19 protein-coding genes are annotated in these 23,202 nt (G+C 40.1%); 8 read left to right on the forward strand and 11 right to left on the reverse strand.

The genetic code is table 11. The annotated features are described in order from the left end of the window. The first annotated feature begins 79 nt into the window (after positions 1–79). Together CLV99_RS15410 and CLV99_RS15415 are read left to right on the forward strand one after the other, a co-directional pair. Positions 80–1,033 carry a hypothetical protein gene (locus CLV99_RS15410; RefSeq protein WP_211348551.1) on the forward strand — a complete coding sequence of 318 codons (954 nt, stop codon included), beginning with the start codon at positions 80–82 and terminating at the stop codon, positions 1,031–1,033. A 70-nt stretch (positions 1,034–1,103) separates the two neighbouring features. Further along, entirely contained in the window at positions 1,104–2,111 is a 1,008-nt protein-coding gene (locus CLV99_RS15415; protein WP_133585406.1) for an OmpA family protein, read from the forward strand. 114 nt (positions 2,112–2,225) lie between these two features. Here CLV99_RS15415 and CLV99_RS15420 read toward each other — a convergent pair whose 3' ends face one another. The 10 genes from CLV99_RS15420 to CLV99_RS15465 all read right to left on the reverse strand — a co-directional run bounded on the left by CLV99_RS15420 (position 2,226) and on the right by CLV99_RS15465 (position 11,822). After that, entirely contained in the window at positions 2,226–2,447 is a 222-nt protein-coding gene (locus tag CLV99_RS15420; RefSeq protein ID WP_133585407.1) for a hypothetical protein, read from the reverse strand. 46 nt (positions 2,448–2,493) lie between these two features. Next, positions 2,494–2,994: a hypothetical protein gene (locus tag CLV99_RS15425; RefSeq protein WP_133585408.1), complete on the reverse strand. Its 501-nt coding sequence runs from the start codon at positions 2,992–2,994 to the stop codon at positions 2,494–2,496. A 2-nt stretch (positions 2,995–2,996) separates the two neighbouring features. Next, on the reverse strand, positions 2,997–4,394 hold the full coding sequence (locus tag CLV99_RS15430) for a tetratricopeptide repeat protein (protein ID WP_133585409.1): 1,398 nt from the start codon (positions 4,392–4,394) through the stop codon (positions 2,997–2,999). 95 nt (positions 4,395–4,489) lie between these two features. Then, positions 4,490–5,620, reverse strand: a complete 1,131-nt coding sequence (locus CLV99_RS15435) for a hypothetical protein (RefSeq protein ID WP_133585410.1) — start codon at positions 5,618–5,620, stop codon at positions 4,490–4,492. 47 nt (positions 5,621–5,667) lie between these two features. Next, on the reverse strand, positions 5,668–6,138 hold the full coding sequence (locus CLV99_RS15440) for a hypothetical protein (RefSeq protein ID WP_133585411.1): 471 nt from the start codon (positions 6,136–6,138) through the stop codon (positions 5,668–5,670). Between the two features lie 34 nt (positions 6,139–6,172). After that, positions 6,173–7,159 (reverse strand): outer membrane protein assembly factor BamD, encoded by a 987-nt coding sequence (locus CLV99_RS15445; protein ID WP_133585412.1) that lies wholly within the window; start codon positions 7,157–7,159, stop codon positions 6,173–6,175. Further along, a complete protein-coding gene (locus tag CLV99_RS15450; protein WP_133585413.1) occupies positions 7,159–8,268 on the reverse strand; it encodes a tetratricopeptide repeat protein in 1,110 nt (369 codons plus the stop codon). The genes CLV99_RS15445 and CLV99_RS15450 overlap by 1 nt, the downstream gene beginning before the upstream one ends. 14 nt (positions 8,269–8,282) lie before the next feature. Next, a complete protein-coding gene (locus CLV99_RS15455; protein ID WP_133585414.1) occupies positions 8,283–9,218 on the reverse strand; it encodes a hypothetical protein in 936 nt (311 codons plus the stop codon). A 29-nt stretch (positions 9,219–9,247) separates the two neighbouring features. Beyond that, the gene (locus CLV99_RS15460; RefSeq protein ID WP_162850134.1) at positions 9,248–9,958 is read right to left on the reverse strand and encodes a tetratricopeptide repeat protein; all 711 of its coding nucleotides are present in this window, start codon (positions 9,956–9,958) and stop codon (positions 9,248–9,250) included. Positions 9,959–9,962: 4 nt separating this feature from the next. Then, entirely contained in the window at positions 9,963–11,822 is a 1,860-nt protein-coding gene (locus tag CLV99_RS15465; RefSeq protein ID WP_133585415.1) for a hypothetical protein, read from the reverse strand. Between the two features lie 226 nt (positions 11,823–12,048). Between CLV99_RS15465 and CLV99_RS15470 the strand changes: the two genes are divergently transcribed. From CLV99_RS15470 to CLV99_RS15485, 4 genes are all read left to right on the forward strand, one after another. Then, positions 12,049–13,062 (forward strand): helix-turn-helix domain-containing protein, encoded by a 1,014-nt coding sequence (locus CLV99_RS15470; protein WP_133585416.1) that lies wholly within the window; start codon positions 12,049–12,051, stop codon positions 13,060–13,062. Between the two features lie 599 nt (positions 13,063–13,661). After that, positions 13,662–14,279 (forward strand): hypothetical protein, encoded by a 618-nt coding sequence (locus tag CLV99_RS15475; protein WP_133585417.1) that lies wholly within the window; start codon positions 13,662–13,664, stop codon positions 14,277–14,279. 217 nt (positions 14,280–14,496) lie between these two features. Continuing rightward, positions 14,497–15,192 (forward strand): hypothetical protein, encoded by a 696-nt coding sequence (locus tag CLV99_RS15480; protein WP_133585418.1) that lies wholly within the window; start codon positions 14,497–14,499, stop codon positions 15,190–15,192. A 90-nt stretch (positions 15,193–15,282) separates the two neighbouring features. Beyond that, positions 15,283–15,987, forward strand: a complete 705-nt coding sequence (locus tag CLV99_RS15485) for a LuxR C-terminal-related transcriptional regulator (protein ID WP_133585419.1) — start codon at positions 15,283–15,285, stop codon at positions 15,985–15,987. Positions 15,988–15,993: 6 nt separating this feature from the next. Here the strand turns inward: CLV99_RS15485 and CLV99_RS23515 are convergent, their stop codons facing one another. Then, positions 15,994–16,686: a LuxR C-terminal-related transcriptional regulator gene (locus CLV99_RS23515; RefSeq protein WP_133585420.1), complete on the reverse strand. Its 693-nt coding sequence runs from the start codon at positions 16,684–16,686 to the stop codon at positions 15,994–15,996. 384 nt (positions 16,687–17,070) lie between these two features. Here CLV99_RS23515 and gltB point away from each other — a divergent pair, with 384 nt between their 5' ends. Then, positions 17,071–21,570 carry a glutamate synthase large subunit gene (gltB, locus tag CLV99_RS15495; protein WP_133585421.1) on the forward strand — a complete coding sequence of 1,500 codons (4,500 nt, stop codon included), beginning with the start codon at positions 17,071–17,073 and terminating at the stop codon, positions 21,568–21,570. A gap of 14 nt (positions 21,571–21,584) precedes the next feature. After that, a complete protein-coding gene (locus CLV99_RS15500; protein WP_133585422.1) occupies positions 21,585–23,051 on the forward strand; it encodes a glutamate synthase subunit beta in 1,467 nt (488 codons plus the stop codon). Positions 23,052–23,202 lie beyond the last annotated feature (151 nt).

Consider the following 23,202-nt stretch of genomic DNA (forward strand, 5'->3'; position numbering starts at 1 on the left):
TGTAATTTGGATATTCCATAAGACAACTGAAAATCAAACCGGTCCGCCAGCTGGCGGATCATGAAATAATTATATATATATGAAATCCAGAAATATAATGAAGATCAATTTTTTAATTACGTCGGTTGCTATCCTTGCTTTATTCGCAAACTGCGGTAAAGATAAAAAAGAAAAAAACGGAGATACAGATATCAAAACGGAGGTATTCGAACAAGGCATTATTGAAATGGGTATATTTTCCCAGGATGTAGAGCTGAGCAAAATTGTCGGCAAAATTGATTTTTCGCAGGCAGACCCCAAATCACAATATCAAAATCTATTAAAAAATGACAAAGACGTCCAAGCCATTACAAAAGTGATAGAACAGATTGCGACTAAAAATCCACTCGCAGGACTGGCTCTATCCATGAATACAACCTCTTGTACGTATTATATAAAAGAGGACAAAGTGCTCGGAAAAGTGAAAGGATTTGGATGGGAAATGGATAACTTACACGATAAAAAACAGGACAAAGGGAGTCTCTACCTCCAAACGTTGACCAACACAAAGGAGATTCCTGATAGCGACAAGAAAATATATGCACAATACATCCCGAGTAAAAATCCTGATGCAGGAGCGAGTAACGCTATTGAACTCGACAACTTCAACAGAACAGAACTTCAGAAAACAGAGATCATTAACGGCTATGAATGCAATGTCTCTCAACTTACTCCAAAATCAATAGATTCAGACGCACCTATGACGATGCACAAACTGTTGGTGTATACCTCTCCCTTATTTAATAATACAATCAACTTTACCCATCCGTTTTACCTGGAAGAGAATAATGGTATTCTTCGAATAGATATCTATTTTATAGATGACAAAACACCAACATTGGTCATGAAGCCCAAATCCATTGAACAGCGAGCCATTAGCGCCGATGAGCTACAAAGTCGAACTGCTCAGCCAGTCTATGGGGAGATCAATGCCGAATGGGCTTTCAAGGCATTGCCAATCATGATGAGCGGATGGGGCATCCTTTCAAATTAGGAAATCAATAATTTAACTTGGTTTGTCCACTGATTTTACAGAAATTAGAAATCAATTTATATTGAACTCCATGACAAAGACTACATTATTGTTCGCTTCTGCTGCAATGTTTCTCGCTTGTAACAATAGCCCTAAACAAGAACAAGGCAATACACAAGACAGCGTATCATCTACGCAAAACACTGAAAGTGAAAACACTTCTACAAACAGTAACGCTAAATTTGATATCGAGAGCATCCCGGTAACGACAACAGATATCGGTACTTTTCCTTATTTCACTTTGCCGAAAGGTCTGAAATCGATGAACAAACCTTTTCAGAAAGAATTCGACGTATGCTTTTTCCCAATAAACGGTATAATGACCCCTTTTGAAGGAAAACTCTACAAAATCAACGTCGAAGCTGAACGAGGTGAAGAGTTCTCCAAACGCTATTATGAAAAAAGTCTGGAAGACTATTTGCAGTCTACAGGTGCGGTCAAGGTATTCGATGGAACAATAGGCCGTGAGGAATATGACCGCTATAATAAGCAAGATCCCAATAAAGGAGACGAGGGAGATATGGGCTACGCTGACGAAAACATCAAGTTTTATGTGATCCGTACCAAAGACCAAGGAAATATCTACATACAATTTAGTGCAAATAATGCCGGTGGTAAATTAAACATCCTGCAAGAAGCTACGATGACGCAAACTATCACGAAGATCACCGCCGACGAGATAGCAAAAGACCTGAATGAAAAAGGAAAATCTATTCTGTACATCAACTTTGATACCGACAAATCCAATCTAACGACAGATGGGAAAGAAGTGGTGCAACAGATCGCTACCGCATTGAAAAAAGAAAGTGGACTGACCATCAATATTGAGGGCCATACCGACAATACCGGTGATGCTACACATAATAAAAAATTGTCTGGAGAACGTGCCAATGCCGTACTGAGTGCATTGACTGCGGATGATATTGACAAATCTAGGCTTAAAGCGCAAGGATTCGGAGCCGAACGTCCGCTGGTAGCCAATGATAGCGAAGGCAACAAAGCTAAAAACAGACGTGTCGAATTAGTAAAGAGCAATTAAAGTTTTTTACAATAAAATCAGATGCCGCGAACATGCTTTTTCAAACATGCGCGGCATCTTTTTTTACTCCATATATAGTTGTGTTAACTTTCAACAATTACCGTTCTAATATTTCTACCCCCACGCAGTAAACCACAAAACCACGGCAAGTATAAATATCAAGGTAGAAATTACACCAATAATAAAATCTACATTGACAATATTTTTAACTACTCTAACAATCGCACCTCCCCATTCGTTTCCCCAGCTCTGCATCCATTGCCCAACTGTTTTAAGTAAATGCATGTCACTTACCTTAACTGAAGATTCCTGTTTAAAGAACACTTCCCTTATCATCGTGTATATATTTAAATTGTTCAAGATCGATTAGTATTTCTTTTATCTATCTATTCTTCGCATTAGCAATCAACCGCAACACATATTCCCTATTTTGGGCCGAGCTGACCCATTTGGGCAGTCGGCTCGCTATGCTATCGTTCTGATAAGGTATACCATTTCGCTCTCGCAAGGCATCTCTGACATAAGCCTCGATAACGGACAGATGTTCTAGATTATAGGCCCATAGCAGCCCCTCGTTGGCCGTAATACAATACCATAGTGCAAATCCAAAAAAAGGATCCACCGGGCCATTGAGGTACAATATCCTGCTGTACCTTGCTCCCACTCTGTGGTTGGCTCCCACCACAACCTTAGGTGTATTGCCATATTTTATAGCATACCCACAAGCGACACAGGCAAAGCGCACCTTCTCTTCGTGCCGGGCCGCAGTCAAATACAAGCCGGCACCTCTGACCAGCGCTTTTTTTTCACAGCGTGGACACACCACATCGATAGGGTCGGTAAAGTCGTCGTTGCGGACGGTATAAGGGTTAGGAATAATCATATCTACTTCCTTCTTATCTCTTTCCAGTACTTCGCCTTTTCTTTATTTTTTTCTATGCCATTGCCACCACGGCTATACATTTCGATAAGATTATCGATATAACTCTCGTTTTTCTTTTTGTTATCATAATACTTTTCATAGTATTTTATTGCTTTTGCATAATCTTTTGTAATGCCACCTTTGCCGGAAAAGTATAGATTAGCAGTTTTTAACGTTACTTCTGGATAAACTTCAGCGACCTTTTCATAATATTCCAGGGCTTTTTGAGGTTGATTGTTATCTTCCAAACTGTATAAATCTCCTAAATTCAGATAACCGGATTCATCTCCTTTATCAATCATCTTCTGATACCATTCTGCTGCTTTCGTATAATCTTTAGCATAATTTCCTAGTTGTTTGTGATATACCGAACCAATTATACGCATTGAATTTGTAATTCCAGAATTGGCTGCTTTTAACAAATGTTCCATTCCTAGTTGCGTGTTTTTTTCAACGCCGTCTCCATTAAAATACAATACTCCCAGACTTTCCATCGCTTTATAATGACCTTTTATAGCTGCTTTTTTGAAGTATGGGAAAGCTTTTGTATAATCTTTAGCATCCTTATATTTTTCACCTATTTTGTATAAACCAGCTGCGATTCCCAAATCTGCTGCTTGTTGGTAATATTCCATGGTTTTTGTTACATTACCATCTTTATTGGCATACCAGCCTAATTCATAAAAACCATAAGGATGTCCTAATTTCGCGGCTTTTTCAAAATATTCTCGTTTGATATCTTCTTCTGTGTTCACATAAGCAAAAGCACCCGTAGCTACAGCATTTCCTTTATCAATTGCTTTCAGGTACCATTCTTTGGATTTTTCATTATCTTTTTTTATTCTGTAAATTATTCCCAAACTGTGCATTGCAGAACTGTTTCCTCGTTGTGCCAATTCTTCGTATAGCGGAATAGCTACATCGTAGTTTTTGGCATCATACTCTTTTTTAGCTTTTAGGAAATCGGCACTTTGGCGCTCCTCTAACTTTAAAGCTTTTAATGTTTTTTCGATACCATATACTACTTTGTATTTATCCATAGGTACCTCATCGCTTTTTAGCTTGTTGAGGTATGTCATATATAGGGTTACTTCCTCATAAAGCGGTTGCATGGTCGGCGCTCCAAAATTTCCCATGTCGGTAAGGGCGTACAAACTTTCTATTTTAAGATAGGAAACCAAAGGTGACCATTTGCCTAATTCTTTTTCGGTTTCATTCAGGTGCTTCAGAGCTGTTTCGTAGTTTTCTTCCGAGAAGGCTTTTTCGGCTTCTTCAAATTCCAATCTGGCTTTTATATCGTTTTGCGCTTGGGCAAATGTAAAAGCGAATAGTAAAATTGGGGTATACAGTAGTTTTTTCATAATGTTAAAACTCTGACTTGCTGCGATTTACTTAAGTCACCTTATCTCTAGAATAATGAATAAAAATGTATTAACATAAAAGCATCTATTACATCCTATGGTGTTAAATACAACGAGTAATCTATCTTATTGTTAATAGGAAAGTTTTTTTCAAAACCACTAATGATATTCTCTAAGCTTCTTTCAGCGTCATTAAATCTCCCTTTAAAATCCAAATCTTGTTTGTATTTATTGATAATATTTTGGTAAGCTTTTAAATCATTGGTTACTTTTAATGCAAGTTCAGCGAAGTCCACATTAATTTTTTGGACTGAATTTAGAAGAGTATTAATTTCAGTCTTCCAATTTCTTATATTATCGTTTCTTTTATTTTCTACATATTGAGCTGCTTTTAACTTCAATGTATTCATATATTCTGATTCTTCCATAGCACTATATAATGGCTTCGTGAACCTTCCTTTAGACTCTCCTAATCGTTCTATATTTTCATCTAGTACTGCATTATATATTCCCGTATAATTTTCTATTGCAACTTTTAATGCTTCACTATTGTTTATCATTTCAATTTCTTTATTAAATGATGATAATTTAACATTGAGCATCAGGATCTCACTACTCTCCTTATAAATTCTCTTATCTTTTTTATAATTCTGTGTAAACAAAGAGATTCCTTCACTTAAAACATTCATATAGGGAATATTATTTATCAACATTCCTATTGTACTACTATCTTTATGAATAAAGTTTTGTAAAACATTTAATGTTGGATGTTGATTTTTCTTTGCACTAATATATTCATTGAATCTTTGCTTCCAACTCTCATATTTTGGATCATTTAATGGATTTCCGATTTTATTTATATCTTCATAGAAGCTTTTCGTTTTCTCATAAAGGTCAAGGTTATTGAGTAACGAATTCAATTTTATTAATTGCAAAACTGCCGCTTGATAATTATAGGTGTATACTTCCAATTCCCGCCTTTCTATTTCATTTTGTAAGTCTTCCATTTTAGACATTCTGACTTGTAAACTCCTTATCTGTTCGCTGTCATTCTGTCTTCCATTGCTTACTTCTTGATTTAATAGAGCGATTTCCTCTTTTAAATTATCAATATTCTTATCCGTTTTTATTATTTTTTGTTCAGATTCTACAAGTAAGCTATCTACCTGCCCCCACACTCCCCCCGAAACCATCAAGACGAAAAGTGCTATGAGTAATGTTTTCATAATTCCTATAGTTTATTGGTTTTTAAAAACTTCTTAATCCATTCGTATTAAAAATCTTTATAGCGTTCACTGAAAATATTGGCTTTTTTATTTTCGATATCAAAGGTTACGGGAATTCTACTGTATTTTCCATTCCACCAACCACCGCCTGCTTCGCTATTTGCCCCATATTTTAAAATAAGTACAATCTGAAAGTTGGGATTATCTTCGCCTTTACGCATAAGCGGCTCGCCTTGTTTATTGACTTCCAGCCAATATTCAATAGGATAAGCAGGTGTGCCGTGCATTTGAAAAAAGCCTTTGTTGTTTTCTTTTAATTCTGCATAAGGTTCGCCGTTGTTACTATCGTAATATTTATAATAACCCAGCATTTTCTGCAGAATATCAGCCGGTATTTCCTTTGTTCCAAAATGTTCATTTGAGCTGTCGTGTACATTGGTAAACGTTTCTATACTTTGCCCCCAGCTTTGCCCTGCAAAACCAAAAAGCACGACGAATGCTAATAGTATTGTTCTCATAACTTATTAAATCTATTTGTTGATTTATTATTGTTTAGAATGTGTTCTCGAGAACTTGTATCCATAATTCTTCTTTCGTACCCCAGTTCAATGTTTTTTCATGAATAAATATTTGAAAATACTTATATTCCCCATCAGTTTTTTTTTCAAAACCTTTAAAACCAGAAATCCAATATCCAATTGGACTGGTTGTATCTTTTCTAATTAATGGATCCGCTCCTGTTGTAAAATCGTTCCATTGTTGTGGTGTTATGTTTAATACGTTACAAATTTCTTCAACGGTTACCACTCTTCTACCTGTGTTCTCTTTCTCTTTATGATAGCTTTTTAATATTTCCCATACTTGGTACTCCTTTACACGGTTATCGCCAGTATTATACATTTTTAAGTTATTAAAATAAATACTTCCCGTCGGTTTATTACCGTAATAAAAATAATCCTTTTTACCTTCAGAAATGATGGTTTGTAAATATTTATCTTGCTGTTTCTCCTTTTTAATACCCTTGTAATCAGGCGCTAACCATGTAGAAGGGATACTCATAAAAAAATCGCGAGCTGATACTTCTGTTTTCGGAAACTCCGTAGCCAAACGATACACCATTTCTTCATAATGCTTTTTTAATTCTGCTGTGCGGCTTGCTTCTTTTTCGTAAGCAGTTTTTCGTTTATCCAAATCCATTTTTATACGGTAAACTTCCATGAGCTTGTCTTCGCCAAGGGCATTTTTGTCTTTGTGCTTGTCGAAATCGACAATGGCTTTTTCTAATTTCCGGTAATTGTCTGTGCTTTCTTTGGCGGTAACAATTTGGTTGGTTATCATGACCTTTAAAAACAACATCGGCGGATTGGTGCTACCTAAAGCGGTTTCGGCTTTCTCCAAATAATCCAGCGCTTCGGTGTATTGTTTGGCATCAAACTTTTCTTCTGCCATTTGGTACGCCATTTTGGCTTCGGTAGGGTTTTGTGCGCAAACAACTGTTGCTACACACAGGAAAATCAATAAGGCTATAATCTGTTTCATTATTTATCAGTGCTATCTTTTATGTTTTGCCAAAAAGCGGCTCTTTTGGTGTTCTTTTTTAGTTTGTTACCACCCGTTGTGTACATATCTATGAGTTTATAAGCATTTTCGGGAACGAATTTTACTAAATCTTCTCCTGCATCTCTGTCTTTAGCAGCTTCAGCGGATAGTTGAGTGAAAGCTTCCTCTAAATATTGGGTGGCTTTGGCGTAGTCTTTTACTTCGGCATCGGCATAATAAATCGTTGCTAAGGTAATTCTGGTTTTATAATTATCTTTTCTTACAGCTATCGCTTTTTCGTAATAATCTATTGTCAAAGTGGCCTGTTTATTGTCGGGTAAATAATATAGTTCTCCTAAACTGGCTAATGCTTCTATTTGATAGAATTCATCTTCTTGTTTTATAGCAACAGCAAGAGTTTTTTTATACCATTCATCAGCTTTGATATAATCTTTTGAAAAACCACAAAGTCCATTTTTATAAAAATAGCCCATTGCATTTATTGCCGTTACATTATTATCTTCTACAGCTTGTGAAAGCCAATATTTAGTTTTTTCGTAATCTTTTTTAAAAGCATAATCAATTGCTAAATCATATTGTGCATCAGAATATCCATTTTCTGATGCTTTTATTATCCATTCATCATATAATTTTTCATCTTTTTCGAAACCATTTTTTCCTTCTTTATAGCTTTTCGCCATTTTATATTGCATTTCGGGCGTTTCGTACTTCTTTTTTAGTTCGGGTAATTCAATCTTTATGCGCATTACAGCCATCTGCTTGTCTTCGCCCAAAGCTTCTTTTTGTTTGGTGTTTTCAAATTTATCAATGGCTTTCTCTAATTCGTTAAGCATTGAAAAAGCTTTAAGTTTATCATCACTATCCTTTAACGCTTGTTGGACAACCATAACTCTTAAATAAGCAATATCAGGGTTGCTTTTACCAAAAGCTTCTTCGGATTTGTTAAGGTAATTCAAAGCTTCGGTGTATTGTTTGGCATCAAACTTTTCCTCAGCCACTTGGTAAAGCGCTTTGGCTTCTAAGTTACTTTGTGCGTGGGTTGTTATGGATAGACACAAAAAAATCAAAATTTGTAAAAACTGTTTCATGATTAATATAGCTGTTATTGTTCGTCGAATTTTACATACACATCTACAAAGTCTATATATTTTTTTCTGCCGTTTCTCCTATATTTTGCATCTGATTTTTGTAATTTGGTATCAATGGTCAATATATACGGAGGATTATTTTGTTTTAGCTGGTAACCTTTTAAATTCTCATTATAGAGAAAATTCCCTTTTACTGGCTGAAAAGCATCGGCATACATTGCCGGCATCCGGATAGCGGACATAAAATCGTCTTTGGTCACAGTAGGTGCCGTAAACTCTGTAATCAACAAATACTCTGTCACTATTCCTTTTGCATTGGTCTTTATTCTATAAACGAACGGCTCTCCAATGCGCAATGCCTCATCCAAAGTTGTACCGTCTAATTGCTTGCCGTCTCCTTTTCTATAACTCTCGACAATTGTTTTAAAAGACTCATAACCTCTCCAAAGCTTGGCATAAGGGTGCCGAAAAAAGTCTTTTATATCTATTCCTACCTTTGGAAAAGTATTGAAAAAGGTATTGAAAGCGTCGATTTTGATGGATTCATTAGCCCAGAATCTTTCGTATTTTTGTCTGCGCTCCTCTATTCCTTGTTTTATACGGTAAACTTCCATAAGTTTTTCGTCAGCAAGCGCCTCTTTGTTTTTTGTTTGTTCGAAATTGACTAATTCCTTTTCCAAATTTTCTAAAGCTTTTTTCCAATCCGCTTTACCGAAAGACACATCAAAGATTTGGTTCATTATCATTACCTTTAGATACGCTATAGGCGGGTTGCTGCTACCCAAAGCGGTTTCGGCTTTCTTGAGATAATCCAATGCCTTGGTATATTGTTTCGCATCAAACTGTTCTTCTGCCATTTGATAAGCTAGCTTGGCTTCGGTGGAGTTTTGCGCTTGAACAAACGTAAAAGTGAATAACAGGCCTATCGCGCAAATTATATTTTTCATCATATCATTTTAAATCAAGTATGACACTTAAATTATTGATTGTTTATAGATTGAGCAGTTCGCTCATACCAGTATAAGGCCTCCTTAGTCGCACTCGGTTCTCCTTTTTGGTTTTCCGAAACCATCCCCAACATAAACATCGGAAAGCTGCTATTAGCATCAATTTTTTGCTTATACCAAGCCTTAATTTTTTTATCATACTTCACAGTCAACATATTTTTTTGTTGGATTTCTGAGAGAGGTGCTCCCTCTTTAGAAAGATAAACTAAAGCTAACTGATACAATGCATTAATGTCCCCTTGGTCAGCGGATTTCAAGAAATAACTCAAGGCTTTTTTATTCCTTCCTTTTTTGTACTCCATGATATAAAGAGAGCGAGATGCGAGAGCATTACCTTCTTGAGAAGTTAATTTTAGCCAATGATAGCTATCTTTCTCATTTCCATTTTTTCTATACTGCTCAGCTTTTAGCCAACTAGTATCTTTATAATTACTTTCTTCTACCTTATTGGTTTCTATCAAAATATAATTGGCATAGGACTCTTTGAAATTATAAATATCAGTTAGAGGTCTAGGTTTGTACGATGAAGATGTGCTTAAAGCCAGATTATTTATATTGAAAGGTAATTGTTGCCCATTCACTACCATACAAGCCAATAAAAGTGTAATTATATAAGTCATTCTATCCATAATCTTATTTGTTTGTGCACGAATAGTTTTATTATCAGAAGATTGCTCGTTCATACGATTATCTACTCCAAAAATCAACTTCTTTTTTTGTTTCCTTTTTAGGCTCTGCTTTTTTGTCTTTTGTTGGCGTGCCCCAAAAGTCGGTTTCGGCATTTTGGGTATTGTTTTGTTTTTTAGTTTCGGTTTTTGTTCCCCAAAAATCAGTTTCCGAAGTATTGTTCGTTGTATTCGACTTTTGTTCTTTTACTTTTACTTCAACATTTTTCACAGTAAACTTGGCATTGGGCGCAACCTCCAATAGCGAGTTGCGGTAGTTTTCAGCCTCACTTTTATTGGTAAAGTACCCCATTAAAATAGGGTTGCTCAAGCCCTCATTTTCAAAAGTCCGTTTGACATTGGAAGTATAAGGATAAGTGCCATCGCTGTATCGATATACAGGTATTACGTTGCTGATACTCATGGCTACATTCTGGTTTTTATTCCAATCTGCTTTATTGCTGTTATAGGCAAATACATACAATACAGGGGCGGTTATCTTATGTGCACTCAGTGGCATCCCACCTTCAATAAACACCTTACCAATCTCGGTGCGTACTGCGACTAACGCATCTAACTGCATTTTTTTTATTCGTGCTTCCTCTGCTGCACGCTGCTCTTTCAGCTCTTCGCGAGCTCTATTCTGTGCTCGATTAGCTGAGATACTAGCAGCTATCCCGCCCAATGCCCCCACAGCTCCCGAATAATCATACCCCGAACTACCTGTACCAATGAGATTGGCATAAGCTTGAGCTCCTTGAGTAGCTGCTGCCTGCACTTGACTACCCATTGCAGATACTTGACGCATTTTTTGATTAAAAGCAGCATTGAGTTCTTCAATATTCTGAAAGCCACTGCCCAGATCGCTAGCATCCCGCATACCCTCTTTAGCTGCTGACATCACATAAAAGCTGGTACTTACATTATCCCAATTTTGTTGAAACTCAGCATCGCGTTGCTGGCGTTCCGCTTCTTGGCGTTCCATTTTTTCATAAATCTTATTAGCCGCTTCTCGTTCGTAAACGATCTTATCAACTTTACGTGCGCCACCTAATTCCTTTTTGTAGTAACCACCTGCCCCATCGGTAAAATACTCTCCTTCTTTAACTCCGTTAAGCTTGCTTTTAAACTTAGAATCGGCAACGAAATTTTCGTCCCTTGGGTACAAATCCTTGTTACTATTGACCGAATTACTCGTTGAATGTGATGACTTTTTGGAAGATGAACCATCGCCCCAAAAATCATCGTTTGTAGCATTACCTTTTTCAACTTGCTGGTTTCCTCCCCCTTCTTTCTTTCTGTTCGTATCAGATCCACTCTGTTTTTTTTCTTCCGCTTCTTTTTTCTTTTTGACGGCTTCTTGCTTTTTAGCCTCAGCTTCTTTGCGTTCTTGTTCTGATAAGTTGATGATTTTTACAATCCGGTACCCTAAGCTACTTATGATACTATAGGTTTTATCCCCATTTTTATCTACTCCAACTTGCTTCCACGTATTTTTTGGACACTCGTCTTGTGTAAACCGCTGATAACCGAAAGCACTATTCCATGTCGGGTTTACGGACTCTCCAGGCTGCATAATGTAACCATCGCCTAAAGGTGCGAAATCACTTGTCCTTCGTTTGCCACACACCGTCTCGGCATAATACTCGATATACACATGCAGCTTGTCATTTGTCTTGTTCTGGACAGTAATACGATAATCTTGCGTAAATACGCCTAATGTATTATTATCCCCAAGCTCATACTCCATACCAACATGCAATCGCGGATCCTGTTGTCTTACCGCAAATGTTGTCGTAGTTTTTTGGGCGATTACTACATGCGATACAAACAGACAAATTGAAGCAAGGATATACCTCATTGTTTTACTGAATGCTTTCATATTTATTGGTCATTTTTATTCTTCCAGCTATTTTAAGATTTCTTCCTATTTCTGATATAGGTTAATATCTTTACCACAAAGCTAGTCCCTCCTACTATACCCGTAAATACCTAGACCTAGGTATTTTGTCCAGACACACAACAGCAACCAAATCATAAACACCTCATTTTTGGATAGATAGAAAAAGAACCGTATCTTAAGGACTCACCAAACAAGCCTAGATATTATGGTTCGCAGTCATAGTATACCTTCTATACCGATTACAGATACGGCAGACATTTATGGAGCTCTGCCCAAGGGACGCTATTTTACCTTTCTCAACGAGGATGATATACTCCTTCATCAACGAGAGGGTTACATCGCACAACGCAAAATAGGCCCGCTAACCTTTATAGAAGCCAAATGCAGCCACAGTCAGGACTGGCAACTGCGCATCGGCAATAAGCGTCCGACTTTTTGGATGGCATTTCAACTGTTGGGCGAGTGCCGACTATCCATCGGTCAGGAATACAAAGTGGAACACCAACAGTATCTGGCCCTCTTTAATCGAAAGGGTAAATTGGATTTTGAAATCAAAGGAGGAAAAGCATCCCTACTACTCATCGGGCTAAAACTAAAGGATATAGAAGCATTCGCTATGGAATGGCGGCATTTGCAGCTCCATCACGACATCAAATTCAAGCAATATTCCAATATCCATATAGGCTACCGGATAAAGAACACGCTCACCCAGATACAACGCACAAAGAATACCTACTTCTCCCTGAAGCTTAAACTTGCTTCGCTTGTCGTTCAACTCATAGATACCTATCATGCTGATTTGATCGAACAATCAAAATCCTTGCAGCAGGCTGATGTTTCACTTTTCCACCGTGCGAAAGAATATATCATAGTGCATTACATGGATGAAGATATCAGTATCAAGCAGATGGTATCTGAGCTAAGAACCAGCAGACGTACGCTATTCCGTATCTTCAAAGAAAATGGACTTTCAATCAATTCAGCCATTCAGTCCATACGTATTTACAAAGGAAGGGAAATGCTCCGGCGCACGGATCTCTCGGTTGATATGATTGCCTTCCAGCTTCAATTTGCGACAGCAAAATATTTCATAAAACAATATGTCAAATATTTCGGGCACACTCCAGCTATGGAACGGCAGTTAAAACAACGGACTTCTATTTCAACGCAAGGTAGAAAACCAAACGAATTAAGTACAAAAGATAAAACTACAGATTAATTTGTACAAGTAGCACGATAGAAACTGAGACCATCACAATACCAAGCGCATCTATCACGAACATTTTAAAAACTTACGTAAACGATTGGCAGTCTATCGGACAATATGTCCCAACTATTACGATAATATTCAAAAACATCATAAACAGTTTGCTTTCTCACGAGATCGAAACAAAATTCTTCGTAATACAACGCGCATCTATCACGAACTATTCCGAAATCAACGGAAACTATTGCCGATACATTATAAAAGACACCAAATCTCTCGCGAAGAGTTGTCGATTCTTTACGATAGAAACAGAAACATCTGTAATAAAATCAGAAACACTTACGAACTTTTCCAAAACAACAACGAACAGCTGCCTAACAAAACCTCTCCCTTCAAAATCAAAAAAACAGGCTTAGAGCGACTGAAAGAAACAAAAAACACATAATTACTTCCTCAATAGTTGTTTTTTGAGGGGTAAAATAGTGCCAAAAAGTTTTTCGACCTTTTTGAATTTTGGCACTATTTTACCCCCTCCACGTCATTCCTCCTGTCGTATGTTTGTATCGTTGCTAGCACAATAAATATTTATAAACAATTAAAAAAGAAAAGACATGAGTAAATTAACAATCAAAGAAGTTAGACAAACTGACGTTCAATTAATGCAGACTGCAGAGCAGATCTTCACCAAGATGACAGCAGAAGCAACCTTATTTGCAACACCTGTCCCTTCACTTGCTACATTAGAAACCGCATTGATTGCGTTTCGAAATTCGGCGACCGAAGCCGCTTATCGAGATACCAGAGCAATCATAGTCCGTAAGCAGAAAAGAGCAGGCTTAGTCTACTTAATCAAAGAACTTGGCAAATACGTAGATACCATCGCAAAAGGCGACGACAGCATTATCTTAGCTGCGGGATTTGGCCTACGAAAAGCTAATGGCTCTTACAATGGACTAGTTCCTAAAGCCAAAGCCCCTCTAGCTGAACCCAATGAAATCGGAAGTGGTCGTGTTCTACTCCGCACGAGTCCTTGGGTTGGAGCGAGAATGTATGAATTTCAATGCCGTATAAAGGGAAGCTCTGAGGCATGGGCTTCGCAACTGAGCTCCAAGAGCAGCTGTATGATCGAGGGGCTGGAGCAGTTTAAAGAATATGAATTTCGCGTGACCTATATTGGTATCGACCCGACACCAAACTATAGCGATAGCACGAGCAGCTACGTACTGTAAAGGCAAGACTTTACGGCATACATAGTTACATTAGAACTACCCTTTTGATAGGGAAGTGTTTGGGAAAGCCTTAGCAAGGCGATAACAATATGCAAAAGATGAATAGACTTGAAAAGAACGAGACCATTCCTTATCTTGATAAAGAAAAGAAATCTGCTATCGAGATAGGAATGGTACTTGTTTCGAAACCAATCACTGATTAAACCGACCGATAAAGATGAAAGAAATAGTAAAAGAACACCCGTTAAGACCTATCATACTACGCTTTGACCTGGACAAGCCGCTCCTGGATTTTGAAAAAAAAGGACTCGAGGCACACTATCTCATGCACGATCTCACCTGGGATATGCTGCAACAATTTAAAACACATCATAACGCACTGGAAGAAATCGATATCGAAATATCGGAATTAGAATATCTGTTATTACCTATCGAACAGGAACTGGACTTCTTAGAGGTATTTCTGCGAATCAAAGACCCCTCAGCGCTCCCTTTTGACGAAAAGGACGGAGAAGCAGAAATAACCATTGATATCGGTGATTTCTTTCAAGGTGTGGTATACCACAATCAACGCCTACAAGACATCCACGCCAGTGTAGACGGTGAACACCAATGGTTTAAGAGTCACTTTGACATGATCTACGAAAAGGAAAGCTGGATAGCCCCCCGGCTGTGGGACGACATCCATCAGATATACCGCAACTATCTTCAGGCTCAGGTGGATATCGTAACATTAGACAGAGATCAAGAGGAGTTCAGAGGAGCACTAGCCGAGGTCTTTGACTATCAAGACAGCTATATGGATTATGGTGATAGTGTGTTTGCAGCCTACAATGAGCTACATAATCGCTCGGAACAGGTCTATCGTCGTGCAGAAGTCGCAAATAGTAGATTAGCTGATCTGAAACAGTAATTACAACATCGTATTGCACAAGAGACATTTATTTGTATATTTACACTGATTTATAACACGTTATAAAAAACCACCAATTAATTATAAAATATGGATACACTGGCCACACAACTCCATGGTATATCCAAGGGACTTAAGTATGGAGATTTTAATATTCCAGATATAGGTGATATTGTACCGGCATCGCTCATGATTCAGGATTTGGATGGGCTACGCCCTATTGGCTGCAGCTATATGAACAATTGGGGCTGTGAGCACTTGGGCTCATCCGTCGATGAAGTCAATCGTCTTGGTGAAGCTTACTATGACCGTTACTTTGTCAAAGAAGAAACCTATGGCATATTTGAAGGGATGAACAATTATCTGGTACTTGGCGATTTTGACAAGCAGTACAATTTCTTCCAGCGTGTCAAATTGTATGGCGATACGGACTATACTTGGTTTTATACTGTACTCAAAGTAGTTCAAGTCAAAGCCATAAGTGAATTAGAATACAAAATCATCCTGCTCTCCTCTCCAGTTATCGGTATGGACCATCTAATATCCCGGGTCAATAAAACATTGGACCAAGACCAGTACATCCGCAATAACTATCGCCGATTTGCGGAACTCACAACAAGGGAGAAGGAAATTATAACTCTGCTGGCAAATGGTAAATCAAGCAACGAAATAGCAGATATGCTCTTTATCTCTTCCCACACGGTATCCACACACCGCAAGAACATAATCCGTAAGATTGAATGCGATTCCTTTGCTGAACTATTGCGATTTGCCATGGCTTTTGATATGGTTTGACAAGCATCAAATAGCATTCAACCGTTGTCTTAACTCTAAAAAATTCTCCGCAGTAGTCTTCGCTAGTATTTTCTTTCTATGCGTATTTACAGTATGTTCACTGATGAAAAGACACTCCGCGATTTCTTTACTACTCTTGCCCTGAACAATCAAATCTAAAACTTCGACCTCACGCTTAGAAAGATCGTAATGATTCTCCACATGGACAGGTCTATTCTTCATTCGGTCGATCATTGTAAAATCATTTTCCTTCCTTTGGAAATCATCTTCCGCAACCTCATGAAAGACCAGCGACCGGCTCATATGTCCTCTTTCATCAATTTCGATCGCTTGATAGGATTGTTTAATGAATATATAATCGCCTGTTTTTTTTCGGACTCTGTAGGAATATTTGAAATAAAAACGGTAGTGATCTTCAAAATAGAGCTTATCCATGAGTTCAATAGCCTTTCTTTCTGATTCCATACAGTAGGCAACATCATCGGGATGGATAATAGACATCAAGAATTCAGAGGTAAATTGATTGGGCTCATAACCCAAAATATTCTTCAACGATAGACTAACAAAATCAATAGAATTACCAAAACAGTCCATAATGAAATGGTACCGCTTCAAATTCATGACCTCGGAATTCAAAACAGGTCGATCGGCAAAAATACGCCCATGATCAAACCAAAAATCCCAACCTTTATCTACCATACTATGAACTTGTTAACTTAATTAATTGGTGTTACAATAGCAAAGATACAAATTATATAAACTGCACTATCAGCTAAAATTGCCCTTCTCTATCTAACAGACAAAGTACTTGTCATATTTGGTGACAGAAATAAATTTTCAATTTATCAAAAAAAACCAAAAATAATACGAAAAACACCCAAAACAACAGAATCAATTAACATAAACACAAATAAATCATTTTTTTATTAAACATTTTGTAAAAACAAATTTGTTTTATTCATATATTTGTAACCGCAGGAGCTAACAATTCAAAAAACAGCAACCATTATCTATTAATGAAACTGAGATGAACTGAATCAATGCTCGCCACACATACACACTCAACCAAATACCAACGAAACAATGCAACAAGAAGGACTCTACAACCCCGAATTTGAACACGACGCCTGTGGTGTAGGATTTGTAGCCCATATCAAGGGATATAAGTCGCATGCACAGGTAAAGGACGCGCTCACCATGTTAGAGAATATGGAACACCGCGGCGCCTGTGGTTGTGACCCCGAAAGTGGTGATGGCGCAGGAATCATGATCCAACTACCGCATGAATTTCTATGGGAAGAGTGCATACAACTTGGCATACAACTTCAGGAACCAGGCTATTACGGTGTAGGGATGGTATTCTTACCAAAAGATCAGCAGCTCAACCAAATCTGTCGCTCGGTGATACAGGAAGCGACAGCCGACCGTAACATGGAGTTCTTAGGATTCAGAACTGTCCCCGTCAATCGGGAAGGCATAGGCCCTACTGCTTTAAGTGCAGAACCCGAAATTGTCCAGTTCTTCGTATCTAGACCGGACGGAGTAACCAACACCGAAGATTTTGAGCGTAAACTATATGTGCTACGCAGACTCATCATCCAAAAAATAAAAACATACCAAGCCTATCCCTTACCACTTTATATCGCCTCCTTATCCTGCAAAACTATCATATACAAGGGACAGCTCACCACCTATCAGGTAGGTTCTTATTATAAAGATTTACGGGAACCGAAAGTAGTTTCTGCTTTCGGACTAGTACACTCCCGCTTCTCTACCAATACTTTTCCTTCTTGGTCATTGGCACAGCCCTTTCGCATGATAGCCCACAATGGAGAAATCAACACCTTGACCGGCAATCTAAATTGGTTTTATGCCGGAGTACGCTCCCTTTCGTCCCCTTATTTCAGTGACGAGGAAATGGAAATACTACTACCGGTTGTAGACAAAGGTCAGTCGGACTCCGCCTGCCTGGACAACGTGGTTGAGCTATTGCTCCATTCTGGCCGCAGTCTACCCCATGTCATGCTGATGCTGGTACCCGAAGCCTGGGATGGAAATACGCAAATGGATCCCTTGAAAAAGGCGTTCTATGAATACCATGCCACATTAATGGAACCATGGGATGGCCCAGCCGCATTATGCTTTACCGACGGCAACACCATTGGCGCTACACTAGATCGCAATGGATTGCGGCCGTTACGGTACGCCATAACATCCGACGATCGTGTCATTGTGGCATCCGAAGCCGGAGCATTGCCGATAGATGAATCCACTATTATAAAAAAGGGAAGACAACAACCCGGCAAGATATTCGTCGTCGATATGCAACAAGGACTAATCCGTTCGGATGAAGAGGTCAAAGGTGAATTAATCCGCCAGCAACCTTATGGAGACTGGATCAATCAGTACAAAATCAAACTGGAAGAGCTGGCAGAGCCTCGTGTGACATTCACCTATCTATCCAAAGAGTCGGTATTTAAATACCAGCAGGCCTTTGGTTATTCGCGTGAAGATCTGGAGACTATTTTGACTCCTATGGCACTGACGGGTTACGAACCGATAGGCTCGATGGGTACAGATGTACCATTGGCCGTACTATCCGACCAGCCACAGCATCTGTCTTCCTATTTCAAACAGTTCTTTGCGCAGGTGACCAATCCACCAATCGACCCTATACGCGAGCGACTCGTAATGAGCTTGGCTACATTTATCGGCAACGCCGGCAATATATTAATAGAAGACAAAAAATTCTGTCACTGTGTGACACTCGAACATCCCATATTGACCTCCAGTGAATTGGAAAAACTACGTTCTATAGACACAGGGGTATTTCAGGCCAAAACATTACAGGCCTATTTTCGTGCTGACGGCAAACCAGGCTCTTTGGAAGCAGGCATAGAGCGCCTATGCCGCTATGCCGACGATGCTGTACGGGATGGCTTTGAGGTCATTATACTTTCTGACCGGGCAATAGATTCGCAACATGCTGCTATCCCATCTATACTTGCGGTATCGGCTGTACATCACCACCTCATAAAAACTGGAAACCGCGGTGCCGTAGGCCTGGTGGTCGAAGCCGGAGACGCCCTCGAAGTACATCACTTTGCTTGTTTACTTGCCTTTGGCGCAACAGCAATCAATCCTTATCTGGCACTAGCAAGCATACGGACTTTAAAAGCGGAGAACCTGCTTGACACGGAATTAACTTGGGAGGAATTACGCAAAAACTATGTCAAAGCAGTATGCAATGGCCTATTGAAGATATTCTCCAAAATGGGGATCTCTACTTTACAGTCGTACCATGGTGCTCAGATATTTGAAGTGCTTGGTATTGACAAATCGGTGGTAGATACGTATTTCTGCGGTGCGGTATCCCGCATAGGAGGACTTAACCTAGATGATCTTGCCAAGGAGGCGCTAGCTAAGCACAAGCGAAGCTTTGAAAGCTCACGCACACCTAAAAACCTATTGGCCGAAGGGGGTATCTACCAATGGAAGAGACGGGGGGAAGGCCACCTTTGGAATCCCCAAACGGTACATCTGCTACAACAGGCTTGCCGCACAGGTGACTTTGATACCTATAAAAAATATTCGGCACTGATCAACAACCAAGAGGAACATCTGTTCACCTTACGAGGATTGCTCGATTTTGCCAAACACCGCACCGCTATTGCTATCGACGAAGTAGAGCCTGCGAGCGAAATCATGAAACGATTTGCCACAGGTGCAATGTCTTTTGGGTCAATATCACATGAGGCACACAGCACACTGGCTATTGCAATGAACCGCATCGGAGGCAAATCCAATACTGGGGAAGGTGGCGAAGATGAAATCCGCTATGAAAAACTGCCTAATGGGGACTCGATGCGGTCGGCCATCAAACAAGTGGCTTCTGCCCGTTTTGGCGTAACATCCAACTACCTCACACAGGCCGATGAGATACAGATTAAAATGGCTCAAGGAGCCAAACCTGGTGAAGGCGGACAGCTCCCAGGCCATAAAGTGGACGAATGGATTGCTAAAGTACGTCATGCCACACCTGGCGTAGGCTTGATATCTCCACCTCCGCACCACGACATTTATTCTATCGAAGATTTAGCACAGCTGATATTTGACCTTAAAAATGCCAACCGCGATGCCCGAATCAATGTAAAACTGGTATCAAAAGCGGGTGTAGGAACCATCGCTGCAGGTGTAGCCAAAGCCCATTCGGATGTCATATTAATAGCAGGATATGATGGCGGTACAGGAGCCTCTCCTATCAGCTCTATCAAACATGCCGGCCTACCTTGGGAATTAGGTCTTGCTGAAGCGCATCAGACACTCGTAATAAATAAACTACGGAGCCGTGTGGTGCTACAGGCCGACGGACAGATGAAAACTGGACGCGACTTGGTTATCGCAACGCTCTTAGGAGCCGAAGAATGGGGAGTAGCTACAGCAGCTCTTGTCGCAGGAGGCTGTATCATGATGCGGAAATGCCATCTAAACACCTGCCCCGTTGGTGTCGCCACCCAAGATCCGGAATTGCGGAAACTATTCTCCGGCAAACCAGAAGATATTGTACACCTCTTCCAGTTCCTAGCGGAAGAAATGCGTGAAATCATGGCGCAGCTCGGATTCCGAACGATCAATGAAATGGTCGGAAGAGCGCAGTTTCTAAAAAAGAAGGAGCACATAACACACTGGAAGGCTAATAAAGTAGACTTTAAAGACCTGCTCCATGTCGCCCACAACGAAATGGGCGAAACCCTATACAACACCGAAGAACAAGACCATGGCATGGCTATGATCTTAGACTGGGGCTTATTGAAGCAGGCAAAACCAGCATTAGAAAGTAAAACTCCTGTATTCGGCACTTTCCGTGTGAAAAATACCGACCGCACAATAGGAACACTGCTTTCCAACGAAATATCTAAGATATATGGTTCTGACGGGCTGCCGGACAATACCATCAACTTTAAATTTGAAGGATCTGCAGGTCAATCTTTTGGAGCTTTCAACACCAAGGGGATATCGCTTGAGCTGGAAGGTGAAGCAAACGACTACGTAGGCAAGGGGCTATCAGGAGCACAGTTGGCCATCTATCCGGCAAAAGAAAGCACTTTGGTGCCACACGAAAATATTATCATTGGCAATGTCGCATTGTATGGTGCTACCTCCGGCCACCTATTTATTAATGGAATGGCTGGAGAGCGATTTGCCGTCCGTAACTCTGGCGCCACTGCCATCGTAGAAGGCATTGGCGACCACGGTTGCGAATACATGACCGGAGGGCGGGCGCTCATCCTCGGAGAGACTGGACGCAACTTTGCAGCGGGTATGAGCGGAGGGATAGCCTGGATATATGACATTAAAGGAACCTTCCGCGACAACTGTAACCAGGAAATGGTAGACCTCGACCCCTTAGAATCTGAGGATGAATCTGCTATTATCGCACTATTGAAAAGGCATATACACCTCACTAATAGCGAGCGGGCAGCCTATATCCTCCAGAACTGGGCATCAGAAAAGAACAGATTCATCAAAGTATTCCCGCGTGAATACAAAAATGTAATCCGCAAACAATTGGTTGTAGCTTAAATAATCAACGAAACATGGGAAAAGCGACAGGATTTTTAGAATTTGATAGACTGGCTCCTCAGAAAGAGCCTATAGAAAGCAGAACAAAAAACTATCAGGAATTTGTTCACAGCTACTCTGACAAGCAACTTAATGACCAAGCGGCACGTTGTATGAATTGCGGGATTCCGTTTTGCCACTCAGGTTGCCCGCTAGGGAATGTAATCCCCGAGTTCAACGATGCGGTATACGACGGAAAGTGGGAAGACGCTTACAACATATTGACATCAACCAACAACTTTCCAGAATTTACGGGACGCATCTGTCCTGCTCCATGCGAATCGGCCTGCGTATTGGGTATCAACAAAAGCCCGGTGGCCATCGAGGAAATCGAAAAGCATATTATTGAAATAGCCTATAAAAAGGGATATGTTAAACCGAACAAATCTTATCTCAAAACAGGCAAGAAAGTAGCCGTGGTAGGTTCTGGTCCAGCGGGCCTGGCTAGCGCGGCACAATTGAATAAGGCAGGTCACGATGTGGTCGTGTACGAACGCGACGATCAATTGGGCGGGCTGCTACGCTACGGTATACCTGATTTTAAACTGGATAAATCGGTGATCGATAGACGTATACAGATTATGATAGAATCTGGAATCGAATTCCGTACGAATGCAGAAGTAGGGACAAATATCCCTGTATCTGAGCTCGACCAATATGATGCTGTAGTGCTCGCGGGTGGATCGACCATCCCCCGCGATCTCAATATCCCGGGACGCGAATTACAGGGGGTACATTATGCCATGGAGTTTCTCAAACAGCAGAACAAACGTGTAGGCAATTCTCCAATCGAAGTACCTCAGATACATGCAGAAGGCAAAAATGTATTGGTCATCGGTGGTGGTGACACGGGGTCTGACTGCGTAGGCACCTCTAATCGCCATGGCGCTAAATCTGTCACTCAATTTGAGCTGATGCCCCAGCCACCGCAAAGCCGTACCGAAGCGATGCCCTGGCCGACCTACCCTATGTTACTAAAGACCACAACTTCACACGAAGAAGGATGTCAACGACACTGGAGCATCAGTACTAAAGCATTTCTAGGGGATGACAACGGACAATTACGTGCAGCCCTTGTCGTAGATCTGGAATGGGAAAGTGATGCTTTTGGAAGACCTACTAAGTTCAAAGAAATTGCAGGTTCGGAGCGAGAGATTCCTTGTGAGCTAGTGACACTAGCCATGGGATTCCTACATCCACAACAGGAAGGGTTGCTCCAACAATTGAATATTGCTCGGGATGAACGTGGGAATGTAAAAGCGACAGAAAGAGATTACAAAACAAATACCGACAGATACTTTGCAGCAGGTGACATGCGTAGAGGACAATCCCTGGTCGTATGGGCAATATCCGAGGGCCGGGAGTGCGCACGTAAGGTAGACGAATTCCTTATGGGAAGCACCGAACTCGAGAGCAAAGAAGCCGTACAACAGTACGCCTAAAACAATAGTTACTAATTCATCAATCTATATTTTTTCTTCTATTAGACCTCTCCGAGCAATCAGAGAGGTCTTTTTCAACCACACCACTTATTCCATAGCAAGCCAAAAACACAAAATAATATTTCGAACAAAAAACGCATTATAAAAATAT

It is taken from the genome of Sphingobacterium yanglingense, assembly GCF_004363245.1.
Classification (GTDB): Bacteria; Bacteroidota; Bacteroidia; order Sphingobacteriales; family Sphingobacteriaceae; genus Sphingobacterium; species Sphingobacterium yanglingense.

Excerpts from the sequence above, each read along its gene's own strand:
- CLV99_RS15410 (WP_211348551.1), top strand. The coding sequence starts at position 80 with ATGAAATCCAGAAATATAATGAAGATCAATTTTTTAATTACGTCGGTT.
- CLV99_RS15415 (WP_133585406.1), top strand. The coding sequence starts at position 1,104 with ATGACAAAGACTACATTATTGTTCGCTTCTGCTGCAATGTTTCTCGCT.
- CLV99_RS15420 (WP_133585407.1), bottom strand. The coding sequence starts at position 2,447 with ATGATAAGGGAAGTGTTCTTTAAACAGGAATCTTCAGTTAAGGTAAGT.
- CLV99_RS15425 (WP_133585408.1), bottom strand. The coding sequence starts at position 2,994 with ATGATTATTCCTAACCCTTATACCGTCCGCAACGACGACTTTACCGAC.
- CLV99_RS15430 (WP_133585409.1), bottom strand. The coding sequence starts at position 4,394 with ATGAAAAAACTACTGTATACCCCAATTTTACTATTCGCTTTTACATTT.
- CLV99_RS15435 (WP_133585410.1), bottom strand. The coding sequence starts at position 5,620 with ATGAAAACATTACTCATAGCACTTTTCGTCTTGATGGTTTCGGGGGGA.
- CLV99_RS15440 (WP_133585411.1), bottom strand. The coding sequence starts at position 6,138 with ATGAGAACAATACTATTAGCATTCGTCGTGCTTTTTGGTTTTGCAGGG.
- CLV99_RS15445 (WP_133585412.1), bottom strand. The coding sequence starts at position 7,159 with ATGAAACAGATTATAGCCTTATTGATTTTCCTGTGTGTAGCAACAGTT.
- CLV99_RS15450 (WP_133585413.1), bottom strand. The coding sequence starts at position 8,268 with ATGAAACAGTTTTTACAAATTTTGATTTTTTTGTGTCTATCCATAACA.
- CLV99_RS15455 (WP_133585414.1), bottom strand. The coding sequence starts at position 9,218 with ATGATGAAAAATATAATTTGCGCGATAGGCCTGTTATTCACTTTTACG.
- CLV99_RS15460 (WP_162850134.1), bottom strand. The coding sequence starts at position 9,958 with ATGAACGAGCAATCTTCTGATAATAAAACTATTCGTGCACAAACAAAT.
- CLV99_RS15465 (WP_133585415.1), bottom strand. The coding sequence starts at position 11,822 with ATGAAAGCATTCAGTAAAACAATGAGGTATATCCTTGCTTCAATTTGT.
- CLV99_RS15470 (WP_133585416.1), top strand. The coding sequence starts at position 12,049 with ATGGTTCGCAGTCATAGTATACCTTCTATACCGATTACAGATACGGCA.
- CLV99_RS15475 (WP_133585417.1), top strand. The coding sequence starts at position 13,662 with ATGAGTAAATTAACAATCAAAGAAGTTAGACAAACTGACGTTCAATTA.
- CLV99_RS15480 (WP_133585418.1), top strand. The coding sequence starts at position 14,497 with ATGAAAGAAATAGTAAAAGAACACCCGTTAAGACCTATCATACTACGC.
- CLV99_RS15485 (WP_133585419.1), top strand. The coding sequence starts at position 15,283 with ATGGATACACTGGCCACACAACTCCATGGTATATCCAAGGGACTTAAG.
- CLV99_RS23515 (WP_133585420.1), bottom strand. The coding sequence starts at position 16,686 with ATGGTAGATAAAGGTTGGGATTTTTGGTTTGATCATGGGCGTATTTTT.
- gltB (WP_133585421.1), top strand. The coding sequence starts at position 17,071 with ATGCAACAAGAAGGACTCTACAACCCCGAATTTGAACACGACGCCTGT.
- CLV99_RS15500 (WP_133585422.1), top strand. The coding sequence starts at position 21,585 with ATGGGAAAAGCGACAGGATTTTTAGAATTTGATAGACTGGCTCCTCAG.